This window comes from Mucilaginibacter sp. A5337 (assembly GCF_059690695.1).
The window spans coordinates 145,579-159,586 of the sequence record NZ_JCAWEC010000003.1; the positions used below are offsets into that span (position 1 = coordinate 145,579).

A 14,008-nucleotide genomic window follows, 5' to 3' on the forward strand; every position below is an offset into this window, starting at 1 on the left:
TTTTGATTACACCGATTCTTTTTTTGTTGGGATTTCACCGATTGATTGATGATTTCACCGATTTTTTGCCTGATCTCTAATCTCTACCTATAAATATTCAAGCACTTTTTGGCCCATAGCCATTGTGCCTAAAATTTTTGCTTTGTCGGTATTAGCATCAGCAATATCGCCGGTGCGGTAACCGTCTTTAAGCGTTTTATCAATTGCATCCGTTATCTTTTTAGCTTCTTCTTTAAGGCCGAAGCTTATTTCAAGCATCAGGGCAACAGATAGGATAGAAGCTAATGGGTTAGCTTTATCCTGGCCGGCAATATCATGCGCCGAACCGTGGATAGGCTCAAAAAATCCTGTTCCATCACCTACCGAAGCCGAAGCAAGCATACCCATCGAGCCTGCAATTTGCGATGCTTCGTCGGTAAGGATATCACCAAAAAGATTAGCTGTTAGTACCACATCAAACTTTTTAGGATTTTTAACCAGCTGCATAGCCGCGTTGTCGATAAACATATGTTCAGTTTCAACGTCAGGGTATTGTTTGGCAATTTCCTGTACCACCTCGCGCCATAAGCGTGAAGCTTCCAGTACGTTAGCTTTATCAACCGAGCATAACCTTTTACCACGTACGCGAGCTGCCTCATAAGCTTTGATAGCGATACGCTCAACTTCGTAACGTGAATAGATCATCAGGTCGGACGCGGTATTACGGTCTTCACTGCGTTTTTTCTCGCCGAAATAAACGTCGCCGGTTAATTCGCGGAAGAAAAGAATATCAGTGCCTTTCAATATTTCGGGCTTAAGACTTGATGCATCCAAAAGCTCATCAAACAACATAATAGGGCGCAGGTTGGCATATAAACCAAGCTCTTTACGGATCTTTAATAATCCCTGCTCCGGACGTACTTTGGCCGATGGATCATTATCATATTTGATGTGACCGATAGCGCCAAACAGGATAGCGTCGCTTGCTTTAGCTTTAGCCAGGGTTTCATCAGGCAGCGGGTTGCCGGTTGCCTCGATGCCCGCGTGGCCCATCAGGGCTTCGTCGAACGTAAATTCGTGGCCAAAATCCTGACCAATTTTTTCTAAAACTGCTTTACCCCAGGTGGTAACCTCGGGGCCTATCCCGTCGCCAGGTATTACTAATATGTGTTTTTTAATTCCCATGCCCCCAAACCCCCTAAAGGGGGATTTTTATTTTATGGTTAATAATTTCAGGACTTATGCCTGTTTAATTCCTCTTACTTCTTTTAGTTTCATCACCATTTGCTGGGCTTCATTTTCTACCCAGTTGGTGTACTCATCAATAGCAAGCAAACGCGATTCATCGTCAATATAGCCTTCCTCAACCATTTGCTTTGACTGAGCTACTTTTGCCCAGATGCCCGCTTTGTTTACAAAGTTATAGTCGCCTTTCTGGTAAACTTCATCAGCATCAATTGTTTCGATATTGGTAAAGCCGGCTTCCTGCAAATGTTCCGGCAGGTCTTCAGCAATGTGGTTGTTCATGCCGGCGTCGCCCCTCCACCTTAAAAAGGTAGCATAAAAGCGCTGCATGCTTGCCGGTGGTTGCGGTTGCCATTGTAAAGCCTCGTGGTTATAATCCAAAATGGATACTGTACCACCTGGTTTTAACAACGAATACATTTTCTTTAAAGCCTCAACCGGATTGCTCAACCACTGTAATACCCTTGCCGAAACAATAAGGTCGTACTTTTCTTCCGGCTCAAAGCTGAACAGATCATGATAGATCAGCTCCATATTTTGAACCGAAGTGTAAGTTTCCTTACCACTCTGGATAAAATATTCGGTGTTATCAATGCCCGTAACATGACCGCTTTCACCAACCAATGCGGCAATATCTTTAGAGATAGCGCCGGTACCACAACCAACATCCAGCACCTTCAGGCCCGGCCTGAGCAGGGGGGCAAGGGTTGCATAGTCATTCGCTAAACTCCGTTCGTCGAATAATTTGGCAGTACCTTTACCTTCTCTTTGAATATGCTTGTTTGTTGTTGTCATTACGTTACTCTGTCATTTAGCTGCGCTGTCATTAGGTCATTTCTTTGCAGGTCATTTTAGTTTTGCTGCCATCAGGTCGTTGAGTCATTTTTTTTGACCTTTAGCCTTTAACCTTAACGAGCTTCCTCAAACTCCTCTATCTTACCTTTTTGGCTCAGAATATAGTCGATATCATCGTAGCCGTTTATCAGGCAGGCTTTTTTGTACGGGTTGATCTCGAAGCTTTCTTTTTCGCCGGTTGAAGAGATGGTGATGGTCTGGTTTTCCAGATCAATCTCTACCTCGGCTTTATGATCGGCATAAACAGCATCAAAGATCTTTTTCAAAAAATCTTCGCTCACCTGTACTGGTAATAAACCATTGTTAAGCGCGTTGCCTTTAAAAATATCGGCGAAAAAGCTGCTCACTACCGCGTCGAAACCATAATCAGATATAGCCCATGCAGCGTGCTCACGGCTACTGCCGCAGCCAAAGTTTTTACCGGCTACAAGCACTTTACCGCTGAAGGTTGGGTTATTAAGTACGAAATCCTGTTTGGGATTATCATCGCCATCAAAACGCCAGTCGCGGAATAAGTTATTACCAAAACCGTCGCGGGTAGTAGCCTTCAAAAACCTTGCAGGAATGATCTGGTCGGTATCGATGTTTTCGATAGGCAAAGGCACTATGCTGGTTTGGACGTGTTTAAATATTTTAGTTGCCATTGTATTTTCTTTTTTCTGAACCGGAATTTGTCGAATTTTTTGAATTACACGAATTTTAGAATTTTTTTGAATCAGGTTTTAAGCCTGATCATTCCTTAATTCGTTCAATCCCGGTTCAAACATTATCCGGATTATACTTCTTATTCAATAGTCGTTTAAACTGGAGGCTCTTACTTCCCAAATTAATGAGCAACCCGGTTTTTATATTGTATGCTTCGAGGTAATTAATGCCTTGGGCGAGGTGAACATCCTCCAAAAATATAATCGCTTTCAGTTCAACCATTATTTCTCCCTCAACAAAGAAATCAACCCGTCGCGTGCCAATCTGCTCGTTTCTGTAAAAGATCGGCATCTCCATTTCTCTTACAAACCCTAAACCTTCATGGGCCATTTCAAGTTCTAACGCTCTCTGATAAATCGCCTCCTGAAAACCATTCCCTAAAACTGAATGAACCCTCATAGCGCAACCTATAATTTTACTTGAGCAGTCTTTAAATTCTGTGGGCGTTTTCTTTACAGTATCCATTTATCATCTTTTCTGAGCTTGAATTTGCCGAATTAAAGAATTACGCGAATTTCAAAAGCAAATTCAAAAAATTCTAAAATTCGTGTAATTCAACAAATTCGTTTAATTCCGGTTCAGACAACCTCCTCAGCGAGAAATTCCCTGATATCCGTAACCACTCCCGTAATTGCACTTGCTGCCGCAGTAAGCGGGCTTGCAAGGAACGTACGTGAGTTAGGTCCTTGTCTTCCTTCAAAGTTGCGGTTTGAAGTTGATACGCAGTATTTACCCGCCGGGATCTTGTCTTCATTCATGCCGAGGCATGCGCTGCAACCTGGTTCGCGGAGCGGAAAGCCGGCTTCGTTAAATATCTTGTCGAGTCCTTCGGCAATGGCTTGCTGCTGTACTTGTTTTGAGCCGGGAACTACCCATACGGTAACATTATCGGCTTTGTGTTTGCCTTTTACGAACTCGGCTACCTGGCGAAGGTCTTCAATGCGCGAGTTGGTACAGCTGCCGATGAATACGTAATCAATTGGTTTGCCCAATAGCATTTCATCATCATGCAGGCCCATGTAATCAAGGGCTTTTTTATATGATCCCTGCTCTTTTGCTTCAAACGAAGCAGTTTCAGGAACGTGTTGTGTAACACCGATGCCCATACCCGGATTTGTTCCGTAGGTGATCATCGGCTCAATATCTTCGGCTTTAAAGGATAATACTTCATCAAAAGCTGCATCAGCATCAGAGTATAAAGTTTTCCAGTAAGCTACGGCCTTATCCCAGTCTTCGCCTTTAGGGGCAAACTCGCGGCCTTTTACGTATTCAATAGTTGTTTCGTCGGGCGCTATCAGTCCGCAACGGGCACCCATTTCGATGCTCATATTACAGATGGTCATGCGGCCCTCCATGCTCAGTGAGCGGATGGTATCGCCGGCATATTCGACAGCATAACCGGTACCACCGGCAGCCGAGATCTGCGATATGATGTAAAGGATAATATCTTTGGCACCAACGCCTTTTTGTAGTTTACCATTCACTTCAATTTTCATGCGTTTTGGGCGCGACTGAAGTAAACATTGTGTAGCCAACACCTGCTCAACCTGCGATGTACCAATACCGAAGGCAATAGCACCAAAAGCGCCATGGGTTGAAGTATGACTGTCGCCGCAAACATAAGTACCACCCGGACGGGTGATGCCCAGTTCGGGGCCTATAACGTGAACGATACCCTGGTACGGGTGGCCTAAGCCATATAGCTCAACACCAAACTCTTTGCAGTTTTTGGTGAGCATATCTACCTGGTAGCGTGAAAGTTCTTCTTTAATGGGTAAGTGCTGATCAATAGTTGGAACGTTGTGATCGGCGGTGGCCACAGTTTGTTTTGGCCTGAAAACGGGTAAGCCTCTCTGACGCAAACCATCAAATGCCTGCGGACTGGTTACCTCGTGAATGAAATGTGTATCGATGTACAAAATATCCGGGAACCCCTCGCTGCTGCTGACGACGTGCGCATCCCAGATCTTATCAAATAATGTTTGTCCCATTTTATTATAGTTTTAAGTGGCAGTAGCAGTTGCAGTTTTTGATTTGCTGCTTGCCCTTAGTTTTAAGTGGCAGTAGCAGCGGCAGTTGCAGTGTTTTACTGCTCCTTTAAACTGCTACTGCCACTAATATATTAAAAGTAGGCAGTTGCAATCACAGCGGCTTAACTGCCACTAAAAACTGCTACTGCCACTAATACTAAGCTTCTACAACCTGGTTTTCAGGACGTAAGCTGCGTACGGTTTTGCCTGCTTGCCATAATTCGCTTTCGCGTAATTCTTTCAGTTCGGCATCCAGTTTTTCGCGGTAATCCGGCTGGCTGTTTGAATCGATAGAACGTTGAGACTCTTTACCAGTTGCAACGCTTTCGTAAAGCTCTTCAAATACCGGTTTAGTAGCGTCACGGAATTTTTTCCACCAGTCAAGCGCACCACGCTGAGCAGTAGTTGAACAGTTGGCATACATCCAGTCCATACCGTTTTCAGCAACAAGCGGCATTAATGATTGGGTAAGCTCTTCAACAGTTTCGTTAAATGCTTCAGACGGAGAGTGACCATGGCTACGTAATACATCGTATTGAGCAGCGAAGATACCTTGAACACAACCCATCAATGTGCCACGCTCGCCGGTTAAATCGCTGTATACTTCTTTTTTGAAATTAGTTTCGAATAAGTAACCGCTACCTACAGCGATACCTAAAGCGATAACACGGTCAAATGCTTTACCTGTAGCATCCTGGAAGATAGCGTAGCTTGAGTTTAAGCCGCGGCCTTGCAGGAACATACGGCGCAATGAAGTGCCTGAACCTTTAGGAGCAACCAGGAACACGTCAACATCAGCAGGAGGCACGATGCCTGTTTGCTCGTTGAAAGTGATACCAAAGCCATGAGAGAAATAAAGGGCTTTGCCTGGAGTTAGGTGTTTTTTAACAGTTGGCCATAACGCGATCTGGGCTGCATCGCTCAATAAGTAGCAAATTACAGTTCCTTTTTCTAAAGCTTCTTCAATTTCAAAAAGGGTTTCGCCCGGTACAAAGCCATCGCTGATAGCTTTATCCCATGTTTTGGTGCCTTTACGCTGACCAACAATTACGTTGATACCGTTATCTTTTTGGTTCAGGGCCTGGCCCGGACCTTGTACACCGTAGCCAATTACCGCTACTACTTCATCTTTTAATACTTCCTGAGCTTTTGATAGAGGGAACTCTTCGCGGGTTACTACGTTTTCTTCAGTGCCGCCGAAATTTAGTTTTGCCATTGTTTTTTGATTTTTGTGATTTCACCGATTAGTGGTGATCTCACCGATTTTATTTGTATTGAGTAATTTATTTTTCTTGATTACACCGATTATTTAATGATTACACCGATTTTGACCCTTGATGCGGTTTGATTGCGTTGATTATGACCTTCTGACTATGAACCATCATCTATTAACCAAGAGCCAACTCAACTAATCTCTATTCTCCAATCACTAATCTCTCCGCCGTCGGCGGGATTACATCGTAAACACCTTCTCGCCCTGGTTAAGGTATTCGTTTTCTATTACCTCTTCGCCTGGTTCAAGCCTTTCAAACTCGCGCAGTTTGCTGTTAAAGCCTTCGCTATCCTTAATGATAGCAACACGGGCGCTGCGTACAAATTCTATCAGGCCATAAGGTTGTAATATGTTGATCAGGTTATCGGTTTCCTCGCGGTGACCGGTGGTTTCAAACACGGTGTAGTCCTTACGGATCACTACCGCACGTGCACCGTTTTCGCGTAATAAGCGCTCAACGCTAACCTTTTCGGCAATTACATCGGTTGATACCTTATATAACGCTAATTCCTGCCAAATCACATCTTCGTTGGTGTGATAATATGCTTTTAACACCTCAACCTGTTTTTCTATCTGGCGGGTAAGTTTACGCACTACTTCTTCATACTCGTTAATTACAATATTAAAGCGGTGAATACTGTCAATCTCCGACGGAGAAGTGTTCAGGCTGTCGATATTGATTTTACGGCGTGTAAATATAATAGCTATCCTGCTTAATAAACCAATTTGGTTTTCGGTATATATGGTGATGTTAAATTCCTGTTTTTTTTCTGCTTCGCTCATGACTCAAATTTTTTAAGTAGGTGAGATTTTTACTTTAACCTGATCTCGCTTACACTGCATCCTTGTGGTACCATCGGGAATACGTTATTCTCTTTGGTAACAATTACTTCAAGCAGGTATGATCCTTTGTTGTTCAGCATTTCGCTTAAAGCAGCAGGCAGATCATCACGGTTGTCAATTGATTTGCCCGGGATACCATAAGCTGAAGCCAGGGTTACAAAGTTAGGGCTTTGGATATCAACAAACGAGTAACGACGTTGGTTGAAAAGCTCCTGCCATTGCCTTACCATGCCCAGGAAACGGTTGTTAAGGATGATGATTTTTACATCGATACCGCTTTGCATTATGGTACCCAATTCTTGTAAAGTCATCTGGAAACCGCCATCGCCAATGATAGCCACAACCTCACGGTCCTGAGCACCAAATTTAGCGCCTATAGCCGCAGGCAATGCAAAGCCCATAGTACCCAAACCGCCGCTGGTAACGTTGCTGCGTGTTTTATTGAATTTGGCATAACGACAGGCCACCATCTGGTGCTGACCTACGTCGGTTACGATAACCGCATCCCCATTGGTAAGCTCGTTAAGTTGTTTAATTACTTCGCCCATGGTCATTTCAGGCGTAGTTGGATTAAGCTCGTTATGGATAACAGCTTCAACTTCCTGGCGGGTGTAGTCGTTAAATTTAGCCAACCATTCGGTGTGCTGTTTTTGTTCGATGGCTTTGGTTAGCAACGGAAGGGTTTCCTTGCAATCACCCCAAACCGGTACTGTTGATTTTACGTTCTTGTCGATCTCAGCCGGGTCAATATCCAAATGAACAACTTTTGCTTGTTTAGCATATTTATCCAGGCGACCGGTTACACGGTCGTCAAAACGCATACCTATCGCGATCAATACATCACACTCGTTAGTTAAAACGTTAGGGCCGTAGTTGCCATGCATACCCAACATACCTACGTTTAACGGATGGTCTGAAGGGATAGCGCCGGCACCAAGTACTGTCCAGGCTGCAGGGATACCGCTTTTTTCAACAAAAGCTTTAAACTCCTGCTCAGCACCGCCCAAAATAACACCCTGACCAAACAGGATGAATGGTTTTTGAGCGCTATTGATCAATTCGGCAGCCTGCTGAATGTATTGCGGGCGAACGATTGGTTTTGGCCTGTAGCTGCGGATATGATCGCATGGTTTATAGCCTGCAAAATCAAATAGCTGAATTTGTGCGTTTTTAGTAATGTCGATCAATACCGGGCCGGGCCTGCCGCTGCGGGCAATGTAAAATGCCTTGGCAATAACTTCCGGGATTTCGGTAGCATCAGTTATTTGATAGTTCCATTTGGTAACCGGGGTGGTAATGTTGATCACATCAGTTTCCTGAAAAGCATCGGTACCTAAAAGGTGCGCGAATACCTGCCCGGTAATACAAACCAACGGAGTACTATCGATCTGGGCATCGGCCAAACCGGTTACCAGGTTAGTGGCACCCGGACCACTGGTGGCAAATACCACGCCCACTTTGCCCGAAGTACGTGCATAGCCCTGGCCGGCGTGAATGCCGCCTTGTTCATGGCGTACCAATATGTGGTTCAGCTTGTCATTGTAATCAAACAAAGCATCATAAATGGGCATGATGGCGCCGCCCGGATATCCAAAAATGGTATCCGTACCTTCGGCTATCAATGCTTCCAATAATGCTACCGATCCTGAAACGTTTACGGTTTCGGTGGCGGCTGGCGCGGTTAAGGTTTCTTGTGCAGTTTCCATACCTGTATTTTTTATATTCATAGCACTTTTTGGTGCTAAACTGATTTATTCTATCTGTCTCTAATTTGCTAAAATGAACGGGCTTAGTTTATGTTCACTTTATTCATGGCTTTTATAATACGCCATTTTGTTCATTGCTTATTCGTCGGTAACGCAGCCTTCGGCAGCGGTAGTTACGTTTTTAGCGTAACGATATAACACACCCTTGGTAACCTTCAGCGCCGGTTTTTGCCATGCGGCACGGCGTGCGGCTATTTCTTCTTGCGGCAGCGAAACGTTTATCTTGTTTGCAATGGCGTCAATCTCAATTATATCATCATCTTTTACCATCGCTATAAACCCACCATCGTAAGCCTCGGGTGTGATGTGACCGACGACGAAGCCATGTGTACCGCCACTAAAGCGTCCATCGGTAATTAACGCTACTGAGCTACCTAAACCGGCACCAAATATGGCCGAGGTTGGTTTCAGCATTTCCGGCATGCCCGGCGCGCCTTTAGGACCTACGTTGCGGATCACCACAACATCACCTTTTTTAACACGGCCGCTCTGGATACCGGCAATCAGTTCAAACTCGCCATCGAATACACGGGCGGGGCCGGTGAAACGCTCACCTTCTTTACCGGTGATCTTGGCAACACTACCGCCTTCAGCAAGGTTTCCGTACAGGATTTGCAGGTGACCGGTAGCTTTGATCGGGTTTTCGACAGGTTTGATGATCTTTTGAGTTTCAAACTCCAACGAAGGGATTTCAGCCAGGTTTTCGGCAATAGTTTTACCAGTAACTGTAAGGCAATCGCCATGCAGCCAGCCTTGCTCCAAACAATATTTCATTACAGCCGGAACGCCGCCAATGTTGTGCAGGTCTTCCATCATGTATTTACCGCTTGGTTTCATATCGGCCAGTACGGGGATACGGTTACTTACCGCCTGGAAATCATCCTGGGTTAGTTTTACGTCAACGCTTTTAGCCATTGCAATCAGGTGCAATACCGCGTTGGTTGAGCCACCCAGTACCATGATCACAACAATAGCATTTTCAAATGCCTCGCGGGTCATGATGTCTGACGGTTTGATATCTTTTTCTAACAGTACCTTGATCGCTTTTCCTGCTGCAAGGCATTCTGCTTTTTTCTCGGCGCTTAATGCCGGGTTTGATGATGAATATGGCAAGCTCATACCCAAGGCTTCAATAGCGGCAGCCATAGTATTAGCGGTATAAATACCACCGCAGGCACCCGCGCTTGGGCAGGCATTTTTAATAACACCCATGAAATCAACATCATCAATCTGGCCGGCAATCTTTTTGCCTAAAGCTTCAAATGCCGATACGATGTTCAGGTCTTCGCCTTTCCAGTGGCCTGGTTTGATAGTACCACCGTATACCATGATCGACGGACGGTTTAAGCGACCCATGGCCATTACCGAACCAGGCATGTTTTTATCGCAACCAGGCAGGGTAATTAAACCATCATAATATTGAGCGCCGGTAACAGCCTCAATGGAATCGGCAATAATATCGCGGCTTACCAATGAGTAACGCATACCTTCGGTACCGTTACTCATGCCATCACTTACACCAATGGTGTGGAATATCAGGCCTACCATATCTTCATCCCAGATACCTTGTTTAACCAGTTTAGCCAGGTCGTTCAGGTGCATGTTACAAGTGTTACCATCATAACCCATGCTGGCCACGCCGACCTGTGCTTTGCGCATATCGTCGTCGGTTAAGCCAATTCCGTAAAGCATGGCCTGTGCGGCAGGCTGCGTTGGGTCCTGGGTAAAGGTTTTGCTATACTTGTTCAATTCTATAGCCTTGGTGGTATCTGATGATGAACTCATTTTATTAGATATGTAGACAGTGTTAGTATTTAATTTTGTTGATGATACTGGTTTACTTGGTATCGAAAATCAATATATGTAAGGTAGCCATCGCGTCAGGTAATAGCAATAGTCGCCACTGATTTTTTGAAATAAGTATTTTATTTTAATTATTTTATTTATTTGAAATTTAATTTTGTAAAATTTATTTATAAAGATATAAAATTTTTAATGAAATATACCAAAGTTCAAAACGGTATTCGGTATGTTTTTTATGCATGCATAGTAAGTTGTCGATTTTCTGCCTGAAATGAAGGAAATGGCGGTTGGAGTTAGTAGTTGTGAAGGTAAGAAGCCTTATTTTTATTAAGGTTTTAACGCATGGTTTTGACGATTTGATTAGCCTCCCGGCGAGTATAAGATTTTGTTTGACCACTTAAATGGATCTTGCGTTCGTTGTCCAATATTTCCAATTGTTCTCTACTGAGATTAACGATAGTTTTATCATGGATATCTTTTTCTAAAAGTGTATAAACAGCCTCAATCTTGCTATCATCGGCATCTGCCAGGTAGATCATTAATTTTTGCCGGATGGTTAATATTTTCATGGTTTTACACACTGAAAGTACAAATCTAACTATTATAACAGTACTTAATACAGGGTTTAATTGTTTATAGTAGATTCAATATGACTTTAGTTTGTGGTGTAATTAGTTCAAATGTTTCCAAATAAGAAAAATAATAAAGATGCGATTGTATCTTTACACTATCCAATGAAGGATTTGCCTTTTGAAATATTACCAATTGACCTGCTGGACGAATATCGGGAACAGGTACCTCATGCACTTCTTCAAGACTTCGAGCAATTAGAAGATAGCGCTCTGTCGACAAATACTTTTAGTTTTTATACTTCAGTTTCAGCGGTTTTCTCTTCAAAAATTGAAGGTGAAAATATAGAGCTTGATTCGTTTGTGAAACATAAAATGCTTGGAGTACATTTTTTGCCTGATTATACGCAGAAGATAGATGATCTTTACGAGGCTTATCAGTTTGCTCAAATAAACAAATTAAACTACCAGTCAGTTCAGGAAGCCCATAGCTTGCTTACCAAACATATCTTGCAAAAAGACCGCAGAGGGAAACTGCGTACCGGCAATATGTTTGTAATAACACCGGATGGCAAAATTGAATATGTTGCCTGCGCCCCCGATTTGGTTGAACAAAAGTTGGAACTGTTTTTTAATGATGTTGATTTGTTATTAAAAGCTAAGCTAACTACCCCCGAAGTTTTCTTTTTCGCTTCAATGATCCATCTGATCTTCGTGAAGATCCATCCTTTTGAAGATGGTAATGGTCGTACCGCCCGTTTACTCGAAAAATGGTTCATAGCCGAAAAGCTTGGTACGAAAGCCTGGTTTCTGCAATCGGAAAAATATTACTATGATCATCACCAAACGTATTATCATAACATCAGGTTGCTTGGGCTTGAATATGATCTGTTAGATTATTCAGCTGCTTTGCCTTTTTTATTAATGTTGCCACAATCGTTTTAAAGAGATATCCCTACAAAAAAAGCGCCCGGATAATGATACCCGGGCGCTTTATGTAAGTTTATAAAGTAGCGCCTATTTGTGCTGAATACCTTCGGCCAAAACAGTTACTTTATTGTTTAATGCTTCAACAACACCGCCTTTAATAAAAAACACTTCTTCTTTAGCAGCACCACCGCGTACGGTAAGTTTGCCATCCTGAAGGGTGGAAATAATAGGGGCGTGGTTGTTCAGTATTTCAAATAATCCCAAAGCACCAGGCAGGGTTACCGAGGTGGCCTCGCCTTCGTAAACTTTTTTATCGGGAGTAAGAATTTCTAATGTCATGTCTTTTTTAGATATGAGATTTGAGATTTGAGACGTGAGACAACGCTGTCCTGATCTGCGATCTTAAATCGGGTTTTATATGTGAGATATAAGCTTGAATGATATTAACCAAATTTAGGTCTTCTATCTCAAATCTCATATCTCACATCTCAAATCTAAGCGTTAGCTTCAGCTAACAGCTTTTTGCCTTTTTCAATAGCATCTTCAATGCTGCCAACTAAGTTGAAAGCTGCTTCAGGATACTCATCAACTTCGCCGTCCATGATCATGTTGAAACCTTTGATGGTATCTTTAATGTCAACCAGTACACCTTTTAAGCCGGTGAACTGCTCGGCAACGTGGAACGGCTGTGACAAGAAACGCTGAACACGACGTGCGCGTGATACAACTAACTTATCTTCTTCAGAAAGCTCGTCCATACCCAAGATGGCGATGATATCCTGAAGCTCTTTGTAGCGTTGTAAAGTTTCTTTAACGCGTTGCGCGGTATTGTAGTGCTCGTCACCTAAAACTGCTGGGCTAAGGATACGTGAGGTTGAATCCAACGGATCCACCGCAGGGTAAATACCAAGCTCGGCAATTTTACGTGAAAGTACGGTAGTAGCATCCAAGTGGGCGAAGGTTGTAGCCGGCGCCGGGTCGGTCAAGTCATCCGCAGGTACGTAAACTGCCTGTACTGACGTGATTGAACCGCGTTTGGTTGAAGTGATACGCTCCTGCATGGTACCCATCTCGGTAGCAAGCGTTGGCTGGTAACCTACTGCAGATGGCATACGGCCTAATAGCGCTGATACTTCTGAACCTGCCTGGGTAAAGCGGAAGATGTTGTCGATAAAGAAAAGGATATCACGGCCTTTACCATCTTCATCACCATCACGGAAATACTCGGCAATAGTTAAGCCTGAAAGGGCCACACGTGCACGTGCACCCGGCGGCTCGTTCATCTGACCGAACACGAATGTTGCTTTTGAATCTTTCATGGCTTCGGTATCAACTTTAGTTAAGTCCCAACCGCCTTCTTCCATTGAATGCATGAAAGCGTCGCCATATTTTATAATGCCTGACTCAAGCATCTCACGTAAAAGGTCATTACCTTCACGTGTACGCTCACCAACACCTGCAAATACAGATAAACCTGCATAAGCTTTCGCGATGTTGTTGATCAGTTCCTGGATCAATACTGTTTTACCTACACCGGCACCACCAAACAAACCGATTTTACCACCTTTTGCATAAGGCTCTAAAAGGTCGATAACTTTAATACCTGTAAAAAGTACTTCAGTTTCGGTTGATAGATCATCAAACTTTGGAGGAGTAGCGTGGATAGGGCGACCGTTTGATTTGTCAAGGTTAGCAATACCGTCGATAGCATCACCTACCACGTTAAATACACGACCTTTGATGTTATCGCCGATAGGCATTTTGATAGCCGCTTCGGTATCCAATACCTTCATACCGCGTAACAAACCGTCGGTCGAGTCCATCGCGATGGCACGTACACGGTCTTCGCCTAAGTGCTGCTGAACCTCTAAAATGATTTTTTGGCCATTGTCTTTCGTGATCTCTAACGCGTCATAAATTTTAGGAAGATGAGCGTCATCAGCGAAACTTACGTCGACTACCGGACCAATGATCCTTGAAATTTTTCCAATGTTTGGCATATATAACCTG

The 14,008-nt window shown here is 43.6% G+C and carries 13 protein-coding genes; 1 reads left to right on the forward strand and 12 read right to left on the reverse strand.

What is annotated here, in order from left to right; genetic code table 11:
- Window positions 1-87 precede the first annotated feature (87 nt).
- The 10 genes from leuB to AC59JO_RS10560 all read right to left on the reverse strand — a co-directional run bounded on the left by leuB (window position 88) and on the right by AC59JO_RS10560 (window position 11,068).
- Window positions 88-1,158 carry a 3-isopropylmalate dehydrogenase gene (gene leuB, locus AC59JO_RS10515; RefSeq protein WP_413671143.1) on the reverse strand — a complete coding sequence of 357 codons (1,071 nt, stop codon included), beginning with the start codon at window positions 1,156-1,158 and terminating at the stop codon, window positions 88-90.
- A 60-nt stretch (window positions 1,159-1,218) separates the two neighbouring features.
- Entirely contained in the window at window positions 1,219-2,019 is an 801-nt protein-coding gene (locus AC59JO_RS10520) for a methyltransferase domain-containing protein (RefSeq protein ID WP_497305203.1), read from the reverse strand.
- Between the two features lie 113 nt (window positions 2,020-2,132).
- A complete protein-coding gene (gene leuD / locus AC59JO_RS10525; RefSeq protein ID WP_413666172.1) occupies window positions 2,133-2,723 on the reverse strand; it encodes a 3-isopropylmalate dehydratase small subunit in 591 nt (196 codons plus the stop codon).
- 115 nt (window positions 2,724-2,838) lie between these two features.
- A complete protein-coding gene (locus AC59JO_RS10530) occupies window positions 2,839-3,249 on the reverse strand; it encodes a GxxExxY protein (protein ID WP_497305205.1) in 411 nt (136 codons plus the stop codon).
- A 113-nt stretch (window positions 3,250-3,362) separates the two neighbouring features.
- On the reverse strand, window positions 3,363-4,775 hold the full coding sequence (gene leuC, locus AC59JO_RS10535; RefSeq protein ID WP_497305207.1) for a 3-isopropylmalate dehydratase large subunit: 1,413 nt from the start codon (window positions 4,773-4,775) through the stop codon (window positions 3,363-3,365).
- 196 nt (window positions 4,776-4,971) lie between these two features.
- A complete protein-coding gene (gene ilvC / locus AC59JO_RS10540) occupies window positions 4,972-6,030 on the reverse strand; it encodes a ketol-acid reductoisomerase (RefSeq protein ID WP_091213120.1) in 1,059 nt (352 codons plus the stop codon).
- A gap of 237 nt (window positions 6,031-6,267) precedes the next feature.
- A complete protein-coding gene (gene ilvN, locus AC59JO_RS10545) occupies window positions 6,268-6,870 on the reverse strand; it encodes an acetolactate synthase small subunit (RefSeq protein ID WP_091213124.1) in 603 nt (200 codons plus the stop codon).
- 29 nt (window positions 6,871-6,899) lie between these two features.
- Entirely contained in the window at window positions 6,900-8,636 is a 1,737-nt protein-coding gene (ilvB, locus tag AC59JO_RS10550) for a biosynthetic-type acetolactate synthase large subunit (protein WP_497305210.1), read from the reverse strand.
- Window positions 8,637-8,774: 138 nt separating this feature from the next.
- Window positions 8,775-10,481: a dihydroxy-acid dehydratase gene (ilvD, locus tag AC59JO_RS10555; RefSeq protein WP_497305212.1), complete on the reverse strand. Its 1,707-nt coding sequence runs from the start codon at window positions 10,479-10,481 to the stop codon at window positions 8,775-8,777.
- A 353-nt stretch (window positions 10,482-10,834) separates the two neighbouring features.
- On the reverse strand, window positions 10,835-11,068 hold the full coding sequence (locus AC59JO_RS10560) for a hypothetical protein (RefSeq protein WP_413666177.1): 234 nt from the start codon (window positions 11,066-11,068) through the stop codon (window positions 10,835-10,837).
- A gap of 165 nt (window positions 11,069-11,233) precedes the next feature.
- On the opposite strand from AC59JO_RS10560, the gene AC59JO_RS10565 reads away from it, so the two are divergent.
- Window positions 11,234-12,013: a Fic family protein gene (locus AC59JO_RS10565; protein ID WP_413666178.1), complete on the forward strand. Its 780-nt coding sequence runs from the start codon at window positions 11,234-11,236 to the stop codon at window positions 12,011-12,013.
- A gap of 72 nt (window positions 12,014-12,085) precedes the next feature.
- Here AC59JO_RS10565 and atpC read toward each other — a convergent pair whose 3' ends face one another.
- Both atpC and atpD read right to left on the reverse strand, forming a co-directional pair.
- Window positions 12,086-12,337, reverse strand: a complete 252-nt coding sequence (gene atpC / locus AC59JO_RS10570; protein WP_091174059.1) for an ATP synthase F1 subunit epsilon — start codon at window positions 12,335-12,337, stop codon at window positions 12,086-12,088.
- Between the two features lie 155 nt (window positions 12,338-12,492).
- Window positions 12,493-13,998: a F0F1 ATP synthase subunit beta gene (gene atpD / locus AC59JO_RS10575; RefSeq protein ID WP_413666179.1), complete on the reverse strand. Its 1,506-nt coding sequence runs from the start codon at window positions 13,996-13,998 to the stop codon at window positions 12,493-12,495.
- Window positions 13,999-14,008 lie beyond the last annotated feature (10 nt).

Coding starts and splice junctions, on each gene's coding strand:
- ilvB (WP_497305210.1), bottom strand. CDS start 8,636: ATGGAAACTGCACAAGAAACCTTAACCGCGCCAGCCGCCACCGAAACC.
- AC59JO_RS10520 (WP_497305203.1), bottom strand. CDS start 2,019: ATGACAACAACAAACAAGCATATTCAAAGAGAAGGTAAAGGTACTGCC.
- atpD (WP_413666179.1), bottom strand. CDS start 13,998: ATGCCAAACATTGGAAAAATTTCAAGGATCATTGGTCCGGTAGTCGAC.
- ilvD (WP_497305212.1), bottom strand. CDS start 10,481: ATGAGTTCATCATCAGATACCACCAAGGCTATAGAATTGAACAAGTAT.
- AC59JO_RS10565 (WP_413666178.1), top strand. CDS start 11,234: ATGAAGGATTTGCCTTTTGAAATATTACCAATTGACCTGCTGGACGAA.
- AC59JO_RS10560 (WP_413666177.1), bottom strand. CDS start 11,068: ATGAAAATATTAACCATCCGGCAAAAATTAATGATCTACCTGGCAGAT.
- AC59JO_RS10530 (WP_497305205.1), bottom strand. CDS start 3,249: ATGGATACTGTAAAGAAAACGCCCACAGAATTTAAAGACTGCTCAAGT.
- leuC (WP_497305207.1), bottom strand. CDS start 4,775: ATGGGACAAACATTATTTGATAAGATCTGGGATGCGCACGTCGTCAGC.
- leuD (WP_413666172.1), bottom strand. CDS start 2,723: ATGGCAACTAAAATATTTAAACACGTCCAAACCAGCATAGTGCCTTTG.
- ilvN (WP_091213124.1), bottom strand. CDS start 6,870: ATGAGCGAAGCAGAAAAAAAACAGGAATTTAACATCACCATATATACC.
- ilvC (WP_091213120.1), bottom strand. CDS start 6,030: ATGGCAAAACTAAATTTCGGCGGCACTGAAGAAAACGTAGTAACCCGC.
- atpC (WP_091174059.1), bottom strand. CDS start 12,337: ATGACATTAGAAATTCTTACTCCCGATAAAAAAGTTTACGAAGGCGAG.